We start from the raw sequence: 15,912 nt of genomic DNA, 5'->3' as shown, positions 1-15,912 counted from the left end.
GCCTTCGCCCGTCCTTAGCGGCGGGCGACGGGCACGGGCGGCGCCGGCGGAGCCGGGATGGCGGGCGGCGCCGGGATCCGCGGGGCGCGGATCATCACCCGCACCGGGCCGCGGCACGACCGGACGGTCAGTCCGGGCGGCAGGCGGGTCGACTTGTCGCCGCAGGCCTCGTCCAGCTGGTCCTGCTGCAAGCCTCGGGCTTGCGACAGGTCCGCGCCGAACAGCGAGGCATGGTTGAGGTCGGCGTCGCGGAAATCAGCGCCGTCGAAGTCGCCGTGCGACAGCACCGCTGCGTTCAGGCTGGCGTCGCGGAACGAGGCGCGGTTGAACCGGCCGCCGGTCAGGTTGGCCCCGTTCAGGGCCGTGTCGCTGAAGTCGGAGCCTCGCGCTTCGGCTCCGGTCAGCACGACGCCGTTCAAGGCGGCGTTCTTCAGTCGGGCGTTCGTCAGGTTGGCGCCGGCGAAGTTGGCGCCCATGGCCTCGACGTCGCTGAGGTCGGCGTTGGCCAGGTTCGCGCCGGCGAACACCACGCCCTTGGCCTCGCCGCCCCGCAGGCGGGCTCCGGCCAAGTTGGCGCCAGCGAAGTTGGCTCCGACCATCTCGGCGTCCGACAGGTTCACCCGGGACAGGTCCGCGCCCGCGAAGTTCGAGGCCAGCACCCGCGCCTCGCGCATGTCGGCCCCGACCAGGGCCGAACCGGCGAAGTTCGCGCCCATGAACTCGGCGCCGCGCAGGTTGCGGCCGGACAGCTCGCACTTGGCGCAGGCGCCGCCAAAGGTGTTGCGCCGGACGACTTCCTTGTCGCCCGGGCCAGACATGGCCAGGGCCGGCGAGGCGATCGCCAGAGCGACAAGAGCGGCAGGCAGGACGCGGAACAGAGGGGACATGAACACGGCGCTTTCAGACGAACAGTCGTTCTCCATGTGCGCCCGGCACGTCGGCTTCGCCACTTAAATCGCGGTAACTCTTAGCTTCCGGGCTCTTCGCCGGTCCGTCCGGCCCGCGTGCCGCAGGTCTCGCAGATCAGCGCCTGGCCCTTGCGCACCACCGCGATGTCGCCGCATGCCGCGCAGACGTCCGCCGCGTCGAAGTTGGCCGCTCGGTTGACCGGCAGGAACACCAGGTTGTCGGGCGCCGCGCCGCGCGAGAAGCCCTTGGAGATGAACCTGGAGGCCGGCTGCGGCTCGTCCATCACAGCCGCGCCGTCGTCCGCTTTGCCGCGCCCGAGCCCGTCGGCGTTCAGCTCGCCCGGGTCAGCGCTCGCCAGGTCGTTGCGCCCCAGGTAGCTGATCCCCAGCTCCCGGAAGATGTAGTCGAGGATGGAGGTGGCCGACTTCACCTGGTCGTTGCCCGTGACCGGCCCGGCCGGATCGAACCGGGTGAACACGAACGCGTCCACGAACTCGTCCAACGGCACGCCGTATTGCAGGCCGATGGAGATCGCGATCGCGAAGTTGTTCATCAGGCTGCGGAAGGCGGCGCCTTCCTTGTGCATGTCGATGAAGATCTCGCCCAGCTCGCCGTCGTCGTACTCGCCGGTGTGGATGTAGACCTTGTGGCCGCCCACCGCGGCCTTCTGGATGTACCCCTTCCGGCGGTCGGGCAGCTTGCGACGGGTGCGCTCGCGCTCGACGATCCGCTCGACGATACGTTCCTGGGGCTCCGGCGGCGGCGAGGCGCTTTCCCGCTGCATCCGCGGCGCTTCGGCGGCGGCGGGTAGGTCGAGCTTCAGGTCGGCAGGCGCTTCGGCCCGACGCACGCGCACAGCAACGGGCGCGGCCAGCCGGGCGGCGACCTCGACCGGCGCCGCGTCCCACGGGAGAATGACGTTGGCCATCGGCGGGACCGCCAGAACCGGCGCCAGGGCCGCCAGCATAGCCAGCCGCGCCGGCTCGCCAACGGCGTCGGCCGTGCGGAACACCCGCCGCTGCTCTGAGGTCAGCACCTCGTCCAGACCGCTTTCGCCACCGAGGGCATAAGCCTCGGCCGCCGCAATCTCAGCCGCTGAGAAGCCGGCCAACGCCAGCACGTCCAGCGCCGGATCAGCCATCTGAGCCGGCGATGCCCCGAGCACGTCGCCGACGAACCCTTCGCCAACGACCGCCGGCGCAAAGGCGTCACGCAGCCGGCTGACAAAGGGCAGGGCCGCCTCCACCGCGGCGATCTCGTGGTCCGTGAAGCCTCGGGCCAGCAGCGCTCGGTGGTCGATGCCCGGCGCCTCCGACAGCTCGCGCTGTCCTAGCAGACGGCCGCTCATCTCCGCGGCGTCGAGCCCGAGGATCGCAAAGCCTCGCAGCGCCGCCTCGGAAAGCACTCGCACGCTTTCGCCGTCCGCCGTCTCGGCCAGGGTCAGGGCGCCGGAGAACGGCGCCGCGGCCAGGCTGCCGGCGCCCAGCCGCAACGCCAGTTCGGGATCCTCGAACACCGCAAGACCGCCTGCCAACGGAGCTCCCGAGGCGGTCACAGCGTCGACCGCTGCCTTGTAGAGCTCCCGCGCCGTTTCCCGGCCCGCCTCGCTGTCGTAGTCGAGGCCATGGGCGGCCAGCCAGTCGCCCAGCCCGGCGAGGCCTAGCCGCACGGGGCCGTCTGCAGCCGCCGCTAAGGCGCGAGCCAGGAGCTGAACGGCGGTTTCGAAAGCGGCGATGTCGAACGCTTCGTCGGACCAGAAGGCCATCAGGTCGACGCCGCCGTGCAAGGCGCCTTCGGCCGCCGCAAGTTGCTGCGCTTCGACAGGGCTCGGCGCAACGGCCACGGCGCCTGTCGCCCAGGCGGCGAGCGCCGCCTCCTGCGCGACCGGACCGGTCAGACCCTTTGCGGCGCCCACGATCAGACGCAAGCGATCGGCGACGGTGGGCGGCTCGGCGCGCCAGAGGCTCTCGCCGGCGCGGGCCAGCGCCACGGCGTCCAGCACGGCGCTGGGAGGTGCGCCTGCAAGCCGAGCCGCCTCCGCCGCCCGGGCCAGACTTAGGTTCCGAGTTGGGTCCGCGCAGGCGTCCGCGTCGCCTTCGCAGCGAAGCACGGCATCCATAACGGCCTGCAGCCGCAGCGCGACCTCGCCAGCGGCCGCAGCGGCGGCTCGCTGTCCGCGCAGCACCGCAGTCAGTTCCTGCAGAGTCTGCGGCGCGGCTGGATCGGCGGCGTCGATCACGAGCGGCGGCACGGCTGGGCGCGGCGCGGCGACCGCGATGCGACCGGCGAGCAAGGCCTCCGTGAGCTGGTCACGGAATCGACTGCGGGACCTCAGGTCCTTCACCAGCCCCTTGGCCTGCGCGGCCTGGGTTAGGGCCTCGACGTAGTCGGCGACGGCTTGCGGCAAGTCCGGCTCTCCCCTTGCCCAATCTATCCAGGCTTCGGCGCGCGCGTTGGTCCAGTGAGCAGGGACAAGGGCCTCCACGAGCCGGTCGGGCAGCTCCAGCAACCGGCCTTCGAATCCCACCTCCGCCGCGTCCTTTCCCGTGCGCCGACTCCTGAGAGGGGAGGGTAGGCGTCGGATTGCACGTGGAGCAATAGATGTTGTGATGCTGCGGCGGATCGTCCCCAACATCTTGGCTCTTCAAGCTTGCGCCTGCGCGGCTGGACGCTCCTCCGACGCCCGCCTATAGTCCGCCCGCGTTCGCAGCCCTCTTTCCAAGAGAACAGCCAGTCCCGTGTCGGTCCTCAAGAAAATCTTCACCTGGTGGAACGGCGCCACCATCGGCATCCACTTCACCATCGCCAAGCGCGGCGTGTTCGTGGGTACGGATGAGTTCGGCAACAAGTACTACGAGGCCAAGGACACCAAGGACAGCTACGACGGCCGCAAGCGTCGCTGGGTGATCTTCAACGGCTACGCCGACGCCTCCAAGGTCGGGCCAGACTGGCATGGCTGGCTGCACCACACCTTCGACGAGCCGCCGACCATCGCGCCGCTGCCGCGCAAGAAGTTCGAGAAGGACTACGTGCCGAACCTGTCCGGTACGATCCATGCCTACCGGCCGAAGGGGTCGCTAGCCCGCGGCGGCGAGCGCCAACGCGCCACCGGCGACTACGAAGCCTGGACCCCGGAGTAAGGGCGACCGCCGTGCAGCTTCGGTCTTGCTCCGCTCAGCTGATCCGTCGGGCGGCGTGGCTCGCCCCGATCGCGGGCGCCGCCGCTGCCGGGTTGGTCTGGGCGCAAGCAGCGCCCAAGGCCGCCCCGCCAAGGGCGACCCCCGCTCCAGAAGCGCCGCCGGCCAACACCACCGCCGCGCCCGCCACCATCCCGCCGGACGCCGAAGAGGCGCCGCCGGTCAGCGTACCCACGCCGGAGCCGATCGCCGTTCCGCCGATCACCGAAAAGGAAGTGGCCCCGGCGCCGCCGCCTAAGGCGGCCGAAGTGAAACCTGCGCCCGAGGCCCCGCGCCGGCCGCGATACGACGTCGCCGTGCTGCAAGCCTTGGACAAGGTCACCGCGCAGACGCTCCGGTTCGAAGCCGCGGTGGGCAAGCCGGTGCGCTACAAGACCCTGGTCTTCACCGTGCGTGCCTGCGAACGCTCCGCGAGCGACGAGGGGATGCAGGACTCCATCGCCTATCTGACCGTCGACTCACAGCCGCGGCCCGCCCCCGGCAAGCCGGCTCCGCCGGCGCGGCAGGTGTTCAAAGGCTGGATGTACGCGTCGTCTCCCAGCCTTCACCCGCTGGAGCACCCGGTCTACGACGCGTGGGTGATCAACTGCAGGGCTTCGGCCCCGGTGACGGCGGCCGCGGCTCCCGCGGCGCCTGTCAGCCGCTGAAACTTGCCGTCCACCGCCAGCGCACGTTTCAGGCGGCGCTGGTACTCGGGGCGGCTGATCTCCTCGGCTCCGAACTGCGACAGGTGCTCGGTCATAAACTGGGCGTCCAGCAGCACGTAGCCGCCCGCGATCAGCCGTGCGACGAGATGGATGAGCGCGACCTTCGAGGCGTCCGTCGCGCGTGAAAACATGCTTTCGCCGAAGAAGGCGCCCTTCAAAGACACGCCATAAAGACCGCCCAGCAGCTCGTCGCCCCGCCAGCATTCGACGGAGTGAGCGAAGCCCAGCTCATGGAGCTGCCCGTAGAGCCGCTCGATCGGGTGATTGATCCAGGTTTCCGTTCGGCCGGGCGCAGCCTCTGCGCAGAGCTCCACGACCTGAGCAAAGGCCGTGTCGACGCGCACTTCGAATGGATCCTTGCGGACGGTGCGCGCCATGCGACGCGAGATATGGAAGGTTCGCAGCGGGATCACGCCGCGGCGCTCCGGATCTATCAGGAAGACCCGGTTGTCCTTCCGCGCGTCCGCCATGGGGAAGACGCCGCGGGCGTAGCAGGCGAGGAGATCGCGGGCCGTGAAGCTGTCGTTCATGCCCGCGTCACCGTCAGGCGGCCGCGGTGGCCGCCTGCTGCTTCATCCAGTTCTCGAGCCAATGGATGTTGTAGTCGCCCCGCGCGATGTCGGGGTTGCTCAGCAGTTCCTGGAAGAGCGGGATGTTGGTGTCGATGCCGGACACCACCATCTCGCTCAGGCACCGCGCGGCGCGGGCGAGGGCTTCCTCGCGGTCGCGGCCGTGCACGATGAGCTTGCCGACCAGGCTGTCGTAGTAGGGCGGGATCGAGTAGCCGGCGTAGAGCGCGCTATCGAGGCGCACGCCCAAGCCGCCGGGCGCGTGGAAGTCCGTGACCAGGCCCGGAGAGGGCGCGAAGGTCTTCGGGTTCTCGGCATTGATCCGGCACTCGATGGCGTGGCCTTCGAAGACCACGTCTTCCTGACGGAAAGACAGCGGCTCGCCGGCGGCGATGCGGATCTGCTCGCGAACCAGATCGATGCCGGTGATGGCTTCGGTGACCGGGTGCTCCACCTGAAGGCGGGTGTTCATCTCGATGAAGAAGAACTCGCCGTTCTCGTACAGGAACTCGATGGTGCCGACCCCGAGGTAGCCGATGGCGCGAACCGCATCGACCACCACCTTACCGATCTTGGCGCGAGCCTCGGCGTCGATCACCGGGGAGGGCGCTTCTTCGAGCACCTTCTGGTGACGGCGCTGCAAGGAGCAGTCGCGCTCGCCCAGGTGCACCACGTTGCCGAAGCTGTCGGCGATGACCTGCAACTCGATGTGGCGCGGCGTCTGGAGGTAGCGCTCCATGTAGACCGCGTCGTCGCCGAAGGCGGCCTTGGCTTCGGAACGGGCGGTGGCCACGGCCTCGGCCAGGTCTTCTTCGGTCTTGGCGACCTTCATGCCACGCCCGCCGCCGCCAGCGGCGGCCTTGATGAGCACGGGGAAGCCGATCTCCTTCGCCGCGGCGAAAGCCTCTTCTTCGGTGCGGACGGCGCCATCGGAGCCGGGGACCACCGGGATCCCGGCGTCCTTCACCGCCTGCTTGGCGGTAATCTTGTCGCCCATCATCTTGATGTGCTCGGGCTTGGGCCCGATGAAGGTGAAGCCGTGCGCGCCGACGATCTCGGCGAAACGGGCGTTCTCCGACAGGAAGCCGTAGCCCGGGTGGATCGCCTGCGCGCCGGTGATCTCGGCCGCTGCGATGATCGACGGGATGTTGAGGTAGCTCTTGGCGGCGGGCGCCGGCCCGATGCAGACGCTCTCGTCGGCCAGCCGCACCCACATGGCCCCGCTGTCAGCCTCGGAGTGCACCGCCACCGTGGAGATCCCCATCTCCTTGCAGGCGCGGTGGACGCGAAGGGCGATCTCGCCGCGGTTCGCGATGAGGATCTTCTCGAACATGGTACGCGCTACTCGATGACGGCGAGCGGCTCGCCGAACTCGACCGGCTGGCCGTCGGCCACGATGATCTCGACGATCCGGCCGCCCTTGGGAGCGGGGATCGGGTTCATGGTCTTCATCGCTTCGACGATGAACAGGGTCTGGCCCGCGGTGACCGTGTCACCGACCTTCACGAACGGGTCCGAGCCCGGGTTGGGCTGCAGATAGACCGTGCCGACCATCGGCGACTTGACCGCGTCGCCACGGGTCTGCGGGGCGGCAGGCGCAGCTTCCGCGGCTGGCGCGGCGGCGGCCGGCGCAGCCATCGGAGCCGGTGCAGCGACTGGCGCAGCCACTTGCACCGCTGCGGTGAGGGTCTTCGCAACCCGGATCTTCAGGCCCGCCTGTTCGACCTCGACTTCGATTTCGGACAGGCCGGTCTCGGTCAGGATGTCGGCCAGTTGGCGCACCAGGCGCGCGTCGATCGGATCGGCGGGGGCCTTGGGAGTGCTAGCCATGAAAAATACCCTTGTGTTCCTGGAGGCTCAGCGGGCCAGGCCCGCTGCGGCCTCGATAGCCAGTTCATAGCTCGCCGCGCCGAACCCGGTGACGGCTCCTGCGGCGACCAGCGAAACGTAGGTGTGACGGCGGAAGTCCTCGCGGGCCGCCGGGTTGGACAGGTGGCATTCGACCACCGGCAGGTCCGACGCCTTCAGCGCATCAAGGATGGCGATGGAGGTATGCCCGTAGGCCGCCGGGTTGATCACGATGGCGCAGCCCTTCTCGCGGGCCTCCTGGATCCAGTCGACCAGTTCGCCTTCGTGGTTCGATTGACGGAACACGATTTCGCGGCCCAGGGACTTCGCCCGCGCCTCACAGAGGGCGCGCACGTCGTCCAGGGTCTGATGTCCGTAAATCTCGGGCTCGCGGACGCCCAGGAGGTTGAGGTTGGGCCCGCTAAGCACATAGATCGGTTTCGGCATTCGGCTCCGCCGTCGATTCCGGCGTCTTGTAACGGGCGGGGCTGCGGGTCACAAGCTTGCCGACCGGAGTTGAGCGTCCCATGAACCTGACTGTGAACGGAGAGAGCCGCGGTTTCGACGGCGCGCCCAACGTGGCGGCGCTGGTGGAGGCGCTCGGGCTGGACGTGCGCAAGGTCGCTGTGGAGCGCAATCTAGAGATCGTCCCCAGATCGGCCTATGCCGCCACCAACCTCTCGGACGGCGACCGTATCGAGATCGTGCATTTCATCGGAGGCGGCTGACCATGGATGGGTCCGTCCACACTGAAGATACCTGGACCGTCGCGGGGCGCACCTTCCGCTCGCGCCTGATCGTCGGCACCGGCAAGTACAAGGACTACGCCGAGAACGCAGCGGCCGCAGAAGCGGCGGGGGCCGAGATCGTCACGGTGGCCCTGCGCCGGGTAAACCTGTCCGATCCGAACCAGCCGATGCTGGTCGACTATGTGAAGCCCGATCGGTTCACGTTCCTGCCGAACACCGCTGGCTGCTACACCGGCGAGGACGCCGTGCGCCTGCTGCGCCTGGCGCGCGAGGCTGGCGGCTGGGACCTCGTGAAACTGGAGGTGCTGTCCAACACCAAGCACCTGCTGCCCGACATGGAAGAGACCCTGCGGGCTCTGAAGCTGCTGGTGGCCGACGGCTTCCAGGTGATGGTCTACTGCTCGGATGACCCGGTCTACGCCAAGAAGCTCGAGGATGCGGGCGCGGTGGCGATCATGCCGCTGGGCGCGCCGATCGGATCGGGCCGAGGCATCCAAAACCTGCTGAACCTGGGGCTTATTGTCGAGCAGTCCACGGTGCCGGTGCTGGTGGACGCCGGCGTGGGCACCGCTTCCGACGCGGCGGTGGCCATGGAGATCGGCTGCGACGCGGTGCTGATGAACACGGCGATCGCCGAAGCGCGCGACCCGATCCGCATGGCGCGAGCCATGAAGCACGCGGTGATCGCCGGACGCGAAGCGTTCCTGGCGGGGCGCATGCCCAAGCGCATGTACGCCGACCCGTCTTCGCCGCTGACCGGGCTGATCTGAGCCGGCGCCTCCCTCCGCTTAAGGAGGGAGGCTTCCGAGCTCCGTCAGGCGGTCGCCTGGACCGCCGCAGCTTCGGCCTCGGCGGCCTTGGGCTGCGACTTCGGCCAGAGCCGGATGTGCGAGCATCCGCCGCTGGTCTTCTCCGTCTGCGGCACGCCCCGCTTGGCCCAGAACTTCTCGTGCAGGGCGAAGGCGAAGGTCTGGACGAAGGGCTCGACGAGCCCGATGGCCAGGGCCGCATGCCAGTTCCGCGTCAGGGCGAAGGCGACAGCCACGGCCACCACCAGGTGCATGACGCAGTAGGTGCTGGTCTTCAGGAGCACTCGGTTCACGTGGCGGCTCCCGTCAGCTCAGCATGTCCTTCACAGCCGCGACGCCGCGGCCGAGGAAGTCCATCTGTTCTTTCTGGGCGCCGGAATTCGGCGGCGGCGGGGCGAGCTTCGGCTCCTGACCGTCCGGGCGAATCTGTTCGGGGGTGAACTGACCCTTGCCGTCGATTGACGGGCCCTCGTTCCAACGGCCCGGTTCCGGTGGCGAGCCGTCGGCGTTGGTGGTGACGAACTTGTAGCTGAACTCTTCCTGCTCCTTGCCTTGCGGGAAGCTGTTCGGGATCGGCATCGCCGCGGCGACCCCGCCCATGTCCTCAAGAGCCGCCATCCACTGGTTCTGGTGCATGGAGTCCCGAGCGATCAGGAACGAGAGCATCTCCTTCATGCCGGGGTCGTTGGTCATGTTGTAGAGCCGCACGGCGAGCACGCGACCAGTAGCTTCCGCCGTGATGTTCGAGAACATGTCGGCCGCGCTGTTGCCGCTGGCGTAGACGTGGCTGGTGTCGAAGGGCACGCCGTTGGCGTCCGTCGGCAAGGCTGCGAGGCCGGCCGACAGCACGTGGCGCATGTCCATGCCGTTGAGCACCGAGCCGTTCACCGGATCAGCGGCCACGTCCTCCTGCTCGGAGAGCGGCGCCCCCTCGAGGTTCAGAGCGACGGCGGTGGCCAGCATCTCGATGTGACCGATCTCCTCGGTCGCGGTCTGAAGCAGCAGGTCACGATACTTGGACGGGCCGCGCTGGCCCCAAGCCTGGAAGAAGTACTGCAGACAAACCCGGATTTCGCCTTCCACGCCGCCGATGGCTTGCTGCAAGGCTCTGGCGAACACGGGGTCCGGCTTCTCGACTCGCACGGGGAATTGGAGTCGCTTGTCATGTAAGTACATGGTATCGGCCTCTGCTGTTCGGATTGGGAAGTCGTCTGGGGAGACGGTTTTCCGAACCGTTCAGCGCCGGGCCTGTTCCAGTAAAAGACCCAAAATGTGGGATTGTAAAAAGCTGAACTACAGGATTTCAGGCTGAATAGGTCAAAACTATCGGCGATAAATATTCAGGCTATGGAACAGCCAACGATCCTGCGTTGTCGGCTCTGCTGTAGTTAACTAGCGCCACTACAAGCGCGTGTGCTTGGCGCCGCTGAAAGCGCCGGCCGTTCTTCGTCGGTCAAGCTTGGGGGGAAGAGCGCTTAGCCCTTCTTCAGATCGCCGGCCTTGGCGACGAGGATCGCGGCGCGAAGCGCCGACATGTCAGCGCCCGGGATCATGGTGTCACCCACGATAAAGGCCGGCGTGCCTTCGATATGCATGTTCTGGGCGAGTTGGCGCGTCTCGATCAGATGCCGCTCGATCGCGGGGTCCTTGGCCTGTTCGCGCGCGACCTTGGGGTCGATGCCTGCCTCGGTCAGGTGACGGTCGATGCCGGCCTGCGTCAGCGACTTGTCCGCCATCCACGCTTGATGAAGTTGCAGACCCTTGGCCTTGGCCACAGGGGTCAGGGCGATCTTGGCCGCCTCATCGGAGACGTCGCCGAAGATCGGGTATTCCTTGAACACAAAGCGGACGTCCGGCTGCGAGCGGATCAGCTCCAGAACCTCCGGCGCGGCGAGCTTACAGTAGCCGCAACGGTAGTCGTAGAACTCCACCACCGTGACCTTGCCATCCGGATTGGCGACCAGGTCGCGCGGATCACGTTCGAGCTGAGCGCGGAACTTGCCGATAGCCTCGCTGGAGGCCTTGGCCGCTTCCGCCTGTTCCTTCTCGGACAGCTTCTGCGCGACTTCGCGCATGACTTCGGGATGCTCCAGCAGATAAGCGCGGACACGCGCCCCGAAGGCGGCGTCGTCCTGCTTCTGGCAGCCCGAAAGGAGGGTGAGGGCGGAAAGGGCGAGAGCGACTCGCGCGGCGGTCTTCATGCTCGCCAAATAGGATGCGGCTGCGCACAAGGCCAGAGAGGCGCCGCCTGAACAGGCGCCTGACCACGCTCTGCTTGCCCGAGGGCGGCTTTGTACTTATGCGCTGCAGCAATATGTCGCGTCGTGCGTTGTGCGGTGCGGAAGCCGGTTGGGCTGAAGCGTGGAGTTCCCGATGTCGTTCGTCCAGATGAGAACCGTCCCGGGCCTGTTTGTCGGCCGGCGCACCCTGATCTTGGCGAATGTCAGCGAAGAGAAGCCCGGCTCCACCGCTTTTCACTGCGGCGCCTGTGACAGCCCCATTCACAACGCCATGGACAAGTCCGAGCTGCGCGACGTGGTCGTGAAGTGCGGCTGCGGCGAGATCAACCAACTCTGAGGTTCTAGGCCTCAGCGAACTTCGCTGAGGCCGATCGAGCCCTCGCGCGCGAGATCCTTGAGGTCGTCGCGGCTGGGCTCCGACACCAGAACAATATCGGTCGCGCGGCGCCATTCGGGCGTGTTCCGGGTGAGCTTCTCACGGGCGCGCATGGCGAAGACCCGCGCCTGGCGCTTGTCGCCGACGTTGAAGTTGTACTCGGCCGTCGCCAGCCGAGCGAGCCCCTCCTGGCCCTGCTTGTCATAGGCCGCCGCCAGCAGCCGCCAGGCCACCGCGTTGTCCTCTTCCTGCACCAGCGCCTTCTTCAGCTCGGCCACGCCTTCCTCGATCTTGGCCTTGTCGTCGAGAGCGATCAGCGTCTGGCCGAGATTCACCCGCAGCAGCGGGGCGTCAGGCTTCAGTTCCACGGAGCGGCGTTGGGGCGCTTCGGCTTCCTTGGCCCGGCCAAACTCGAACAGGATCTGTCCCTTCAGCTCGTGCAGGTACGGGTTCTCAGGCTGCTCCTGCAGCAGGGCGTCGATCAGGCGCAGCGCCTTCTCAGGCTCCCGCATCTGGTAGTACGCGATCGCGCGGGCGTAGCGGGCCGGATAGCTCTTGTCGGTCTCGAGATATTTGACGATCGCGACCTGCGGATTGAGGAAGCCGTCCAGCTTGGCCTTCATGACGGCGTGCTCGGCCATGGCCTCCGGGCTATCCGCCTTGCTGTAGTTCGGCTGGGTGGCGACCTTGCTGCGCAGGGATTCAATCCGGTCCGAAGACAGCGGGTGACTGCGGAAATAGGCGAAGCGACGGCTCTCGCTGAAGACTTCCTGGTAGCGAAAGTTGTCGAAGAAGTCGGCCAAGCCCCGACCGGAAATCCCGGCCTTGTCCAGGAGCATGGCGCCAGCCTGGTCGGCGCGGCCTTCCTGCTCGCGGCTATAGCCCAGGGCGCCTAGCGTGCCGAAGTAGCTGGCGCTGCCCATCAGCGCCGCCGCACCGTCCCCCGAGCCGGCCAGCGCCGCGAGCACGCCCAGCCCCATGGTCAGCAGGAAGGGTCTCATGCCGGCCCGGTTGAGCTCGCCTGAGCGGGCGCTGTGGCCAGCGGCCAGGTGGCCTACTTCGTGCGCGATGACGCCCTGCAGCTCGTTCGGGTTTTTGCTCTGAAGGATCAGGCCCGTGTAGATGCCCATGATGCGCGGGGCTGCGAAGGCGTTCAGCTCCTTGCTGCCGACGATCAGGATTTCGACGTTGTTCGGGTTGATGCCCGCCGCCTGCAGGATCGGCTCGGCGTCCTTGTGCAGGATCTCTTCGATCTCGGTGTCCCGGATCAGCGACTCGCCATCCTGCGCGGCCGCGGGGGCGGCCTGCAGGACGAGGCTCGCCGCAAGCGTGGCGGCGAGCGCAATGCGGGAAACCGACCGGGCAGGAGAGACCATGCTCAACTCTCTTCAGCGCCCCCCAACACCCGGTCGGAATCTAGCGTGTCAGCCGCGCCGCCACCAGCCTCTCCGCGGGGTCTGCGGCGGTGTGGTGATCTCAGCCGGATCGGGCTCGCGCGGCGCAGGCGCCGGTGCGGGCTCCGCGTCAGCCATCACTGGCTCCGGAGCGGGAGCCGGTTCGGGCGCCGGCGTGGGCTCGGGTTCAGGCGCGGCCTGAGGCGCAGGCGCCTCGGCGACCGGTTCAACCGCCGCTTCCGGCGCAGGCTCGGCGGCCTTTTTGCGGCTGCGGGAGCGCGGCTTCTTGGCGGGCGGCGCTTCAGCTTCAGCAGCGACAGGCTCCGGCTCCACCGGCGCGGGCGCAGCCTCGGAGGCCGGCTCGGCGGCGACAGCTTCGGCAGCCGCCTCCGGGGCGGCCTCGGCTTCGGCGGCGCGACCGCGGCTGCGGCTGCGGCGGGCGCGCTTCGGCTTCTCCTCGACCGCGGGCAGTTCGACCCAGATGTCCTCATCTCCTTCGCTCGCGCGCGGGGCGGAGACGCTGGGGGCCGGCGCTGCGGCTTCGGCCGCCACGGGCGTGACGGCATCTTCGTTGGCCGGCTGCGGACGCGATTGCGGCTGCGGCTGCGGCGCCGCGGCCTTCTTCAGGTCCTCGGCGGGATCGTACCAGACAAACGGATCGTCGCCGTACGGCACCCACGGGCGCGTCCAGGCGAACGGCTCGGCCGCGCGACCTTCATCGCGCATCCGGCGGCCGCCACGGCGGCCACGGCGACGGCGACGGCCCTGGCCGCCTTCACCTTCGTCCTCGTCGTCGCCACGCGCTTCCTGGGGCCGGGGGGCCTCATCACGAGCTTCGCGTGGTTCGCGATCGTCTCCGCGGCGACCCCGGCGGCGACGCCGGCGGCCCCGACGGCCGCCTTCGCCTTCTTCGTCGTCGCGGCGGGCGCTGCGCTCGCGCTCCCGCGGCGCTTCGTCCTCCCCGTCCTCGCTCTCATCCTCTTCGAGCTCCTCGTCTTCCTCGTCCTCTTCCTCCTCGTCCTCGACGGCTTCGTCGTCGAAGTCGTCTTCGGCGGTGGGTTGGTAGGCGGGCAGCAGGGCAGGGACGATGGCGGCGTGCTCGGCGCGGGTCTCGCTGGCCGTGCGTTCGATCTGCACGTCAGCGTGCGCCATTTCGTCGTCGATCACCACGGTGACGAACAGGCCGAACATCTGGTGCAGACGCGCCAGGTGGCCGCGCTTTTCATTGAGGATGTAGAGACCCACGGCGCGCGGCACGGTGAGCGTCACCTCGCCGCCGCCCTTCAGCGCTTCGGTCTCGACGCTGCGCAGAGCCGCCAGGGCGCTCGATTCGACCGAGCGCACCCGGCCGGTGCCGCCGCAGTGCTCGCACACGTGGGTGGTGCCTTCCAGCACGCCGGTGCGGCGGCGCTGGCGGCTGATCTCCATCAGGCCGAACGGGCTGATCTTGCCCATCTGGACCCGCGCGCGGTCGTCCTTCAGGCAGTCCTTCAGCTTCTTCTCGACGGCCCGATTGTTCTTCGCCTCATCCATGTCGATGAAGTCGATGACGATTAGGCCGGCCAGATCGCGCAGACGCAGCTGGCGAGCAGCTTCTTCCGCCGCCTCCATGTTGGTCTTCAGCGCCGTGGCTTCGATGTTCCGCTCGCGGGTGGAGCGGCCGGAGTTCACGTCGATGGCCACGAGGGCTTCGGTCTGGTTGATCACCAGGTAGCCGCCTGAGCGCAGGGGAACGACCGGCGAATAGATCTGGCTGAGGTGGTCTTCGACCCTGTGCTTGACGAACAGCGGGGTCGGCTCGCGGTACGGCTGAACCTTCTTGGCCTGGCTCGGCATCAGCATGCGCATGAAATCGCGTGCTTCACGGTAGCCGGCGTCGCCTTCGACAAAGACGTCGTCGATGTCCTTGTCATAGAGGTCGCGGATGGCGCGCTTCACGAGGTCTTCTTCCTCGTAGATCAGCGCCGGCGCGATCGATCCCAGCGTGGTCTCGCGGATGTTCTCCCACAGGCGCAGGAGGTACTCGTAGTCGCGCTTGATCTCGGCCTTGGTGCGCTTGGCGCCCGCGGTGCGGACAATCAGGCCCATGCCCTGCGGCACGTCCAAGCTCTGGACGATGGTCTTCAGGCGCTTGCGGTCGGTGGCCGTGGTGATCTTGCGGCTAATGCCGCCGCCACGGGCCGTGTTCGGCATCAGAACGCCGTAGCGGCCGGCCAGGGACAGATAGGTGGTGAGCGCCGCGCCCTTGTTGCCGCGCTCTTCCTTGACGACCTGCACCAGCATGATCTGCCGGCGGCGGATCACTTCCTGGATCTTGTATTTGCGCATCAGCCGCCGGCGACGCCGGGCGACTTCTTCTTCCATGACGTCATCGTCGTCCGAGGCGGCCGCGACCGCGCCTTCCTCGTCGTCTTCCTCGTCGTCCGAGCCACGGGCGCTTCGCGGCTCGTGATGGTCGTCGTCTTCCTCGGCGATGTCGCGCAGCAACGCTTCGCGGTCAGCGACCGGGATCTGGTAGTAGTCGGGGTGGATTTCGTTGAAGGCCAGGAAGCCGTGGCGGTTGCCGCCGTACTCGACGAAGGCCGCCTGCAGGGACGGCTCTACGCGCGTCACCTTGGCGAGATAGATGTTCCCTCGAAGCTGCTTCCTGTTCTGGCTCTCGAAATCAAACTCTTCGACGCGGTTCCCGTCGACCACCACCACACGCGTCTCTTCCGCGTGGGCTGCGTCGATCAACATAGTCTTGGACATCAATAAGGTCTCCGCGGCGCGCGATGGCCTCTAGGGCCCAGCGCTGCCGGTGCATGAGACGAGCGCGCGCGCCAACCGCGGAGAGGCCGAAAGCGGCGTCCCGGGCGGCCTGAAGCCGGACGTTGGCATGAGCTGCGCAGCTCATCAGGTGTGTTCCCAAGCGCCGAGATCGGCGCGGATCGAATGAGGCGTCGTGGCCGGAAGTGGCCGTTGCCGACGCATGTGATGCGCGCGAGCGTCGCAGGACTCAAAAAGGAGCCCAATGCGGTTCGCAGCGCGCGCGGACTTTGCAACACCCCACCCGAAAAGGAAAGCTGAACCCGATCGGGGGTTGGCGGAAAGGTTCGCTTAACCCTTTCTGCA

At 67.9% G+C, this 15,912-nt stretch carries 16 protein-coding genes; 5 read left to right on the top strand and 11 right to left on the bottom strand.

Translation table 11 applies throughout. The features are described 5' to 3' along the window. Positions 1–14: 14 nt before the first annotated feature. Together DJ018_RS17265 and DJ018_RS17260 are read right to left on the bottom strand one after the other, a co-directional pair. Positions 15–887: a pentapeptide repeat-containing protein gene (locus DJ018_RS17265; protein ID WP_111516399.1), complete on the bottom strand. Its 873-nt coding sequence runs from the start codon at positions 885–887 to the stop codon at positions 15–17. 80 nt (positions 888–967) lie between these two features. Continuing rightward, positions 968–3,316, bottom strand: a complete 2,349-nt coding sequence (locus tag DJ018_RS17260) for a TSCPD domain-containing protein (protein WP_240609598.1) — start codon at positions 3,314–3,316, stop codon at positions 968–970. 331 nt (positions 3,317–3,647) lie between these two features. On the opposite strand from DJ018_RS17260, the gene DJ018_RS17255 reads away from it, so the two are divergent. Together DJ018_RS17255 and DJ018_RS17250 are read left to right on the top strand one after the other, a co-directional pair. After that, positions 3,648–4,049 carry an NADH:ubiquinone oxidoreductase subunit NDUFA12 gene (locus DJ018_RS17255; RefSeq protein WP_111516225.1) on the top strand — a complete coding sequence of 134 codons (402 nt, stop codon included), beginning with the start codon at positions 3,648–3,650 and terminating at the stop codon, positions 4,047–4,049. Positions 4,050–4,060: 11 nt separating this feature from the next. Beyond that, positions 4,061–4,753, top strand: coding sequence for a DUF2155 domain-containing protein (locus DJ018_RS17250; RefSeq protein ID WP_240609597.1), 693 nt, complete (start codon positions 4,061–4,063; stop codon positions 4,751–4,753). Here DJ018_RS17250 and aat read toward each other — a convergent pair. From aat to aroQ, 4 genes are read right to left on the bottom strand one after another with little or no spacing between them, the layout of a single operon-like run. After that, on the bottom strand, positions 4,672–5,343 hold the full coding sequence (gene aat / locus DJ018_RS17245) for a leucyl/phenylalanyl-tRNA--protein transferase (protein ID WP_111516224.1): 672 nt from the start codon (positions 5,341–5,343) through the stop codon (positions 4,672–4,674). The genes DJ018_RS17250 and aat overlap by 82 nt on opposite strands. Before the next feature lie 13 nt (positions 5,344–5,356). Continuing rightward, positions 5,357–6,715 (bottom strand): acetyl-CoA carboxylase biotin carboxylase subunit, encoded by a 1,359-nt coding sequence (accC, locus tag DJ018_RS17240; protein ID WP_111516223.1) that lies wholly within the window; start codon positions 6,713–6,715, stop codon positions 5,357–5,359. Positions 6,716–6,723: 8 nt separating this feature from the next. After that, positions 6,724–7,212 carry an acetyl-CoA carboxylase biotin carboxyl carrier protein gene (accB, locus tag DJ018_RS17235; RefSeq protein WP_111516222.1) on the bottom strand — a complete coding sequence of 163 codons (489 nt, stop codon included), beginning with the start codon at positions 7,210–7,212 and terminating at the stop codon, positions 6,724–6,726. A 27-nt stretch (positions 7,213–7,239) separates the two neighbouring features. Then, positions 7,240–7,677 (bottom strand): type II 3-dehydroquinate dehydratase, encoded by a 438-nt coding sequence (gene aroQ / locus DJ018_RS17230; RefSeq protein WP_111516221.1) that lies wholly within the window; start codon positions 7,675–7,677, stop codon positions 7,240–7,242. An 80-nt stretch (positions 7,678–7,757) separates the two neighbouring features. Here aroQ and thiS point away from each other — a divergent pair, with 80 nt between their 5' ends. Both thiS and DJ018_RS17220 read left to right on the top strand, forming a co-directional pair. Beyond that, positions 7,758–7,958 carry a sulfur carrier protein ThiS gene (gene thiS, locus DJ018_RS17225; RefSeq protein ID WP_111516220.1) on the top strand — a complete coding sequence of 67 codons (201 nt, stop codon included), beginning with the start codon at positions 7,758–7,760 and terminating at the stop codon, positions 7,956–7,958. 2 nt (positions 7,959–7,960) lie between these two features. Further along, a complete protein-coding gene (locus DJ018_RS17220) occupies positions 7,961–8,749 on the top strand; it encodes a thiazole synthase (RefSeq protein ID WP_111516219.1) in 789 nt (262 codons plus the stop codon). Between the two features lie 44 nt (positions 8,750–8,793). Here DJ018_RS17220 and DJ018_RS17215 read toward each other — a convergent pair whose 3' ends face one another. From DJ018_RS17215 to DJ018_RS17205, 3 genes are all read right to left on the bottom strand, one after another. After that, positions 8,794–9,081 (bottom strand): DUF2061 domain-containing protein, encoded by a 288-nt coding sequence (locus DJ018_RS17215; RefSeq protein ID WP_111516218.1) that lies wholly within the window; start codon positions 9,079–9,081, stop codon positions 8,794–8,796. Positions 9,082–9,094: 13 nt separating this feature from the next. After that, complete coding sequence (locus DJ018_RS17210) at positions 9,095–9,964, bottom strand: manganese catalase family protein (protein WP_111516217.1); 870 nt, start codon at positions 9,962–9,964, stop codon at positions 9,095–9,097. A 299-nt stretch (positions 9,965–10,263) separates the two neighbouring features. Next, entirely contained in the window at positions 10,264–10,989 is a 726-nt protein-coding gene (locus tag DJ018_RS17205; protein WP_111516216.1) for a DsbA family protein, read from the bottom strand. Between the two features lie 172 nt (positions 10,990–11,161). Here DJ018_RS17205 and DJ018_RS17200 point away from each other — a divergent pair, with 172 nt between their 5' ends. Continuing rightward, positions 11,162–11,365 (top strand): hypothetical protein, encoded by a 204-nt coding sequence (locus DJ018_RS17200; protein WP_111516215.1) that lies wholly within the window; start codon positions 11,162–11,164, stop codon positions 11,363–11,365. Between the two features lie 11 nt (positions 11,366–11,376). On the opposite strand, the gene DJ018_RS17195 is transcribed toward DJ018_RS17200, so the two are convergent. Both DJ018_RS17195 and DJ018_RS17190 read right to left on the bottom strand, forming a co-directional pair. Then, positions 11,377–12,780: a M48 family metalloprotease gene (locus DJ018_RS17195; protein WP_111516214.1), complete on the bottom strand. Its 1,404-nt coding sequence runs from the start codon at positions 12,778–12,780 to the stop codon at positions 11,377–11,379. Between the two features lie 48 nt (positions 12,781–12,828). Beyond that, positions 12,829–15,549: an Rne/Rng family ribonuclease gene (locus DJ018_RS17190; protein ID WP_111516213.1), complete on the bottom strand. Its 2,721-nt coding sequence runs from the start codon at positions 15,547–15,549 to the stop codon at positions 12,829–12,831. Between the last annotated feature and the right edge of the window lie 363 nt (positions 15,550–15,912).

Origin of the sequence: Phenylobacterium deserti, assembly GCF_003254705.1 — a bacterium.
GTDB classification, from domain to species: domain Bacteria; phylum Pseudomonadota; class Alphaproteobacteria; order Caulobacterales; family Caulobacteraceae; genus Phenylobacterium; species Phenylobacterium deserti.
This window is presented reverse-complemented; position numbering and strand designations above follow the sequence as displayed.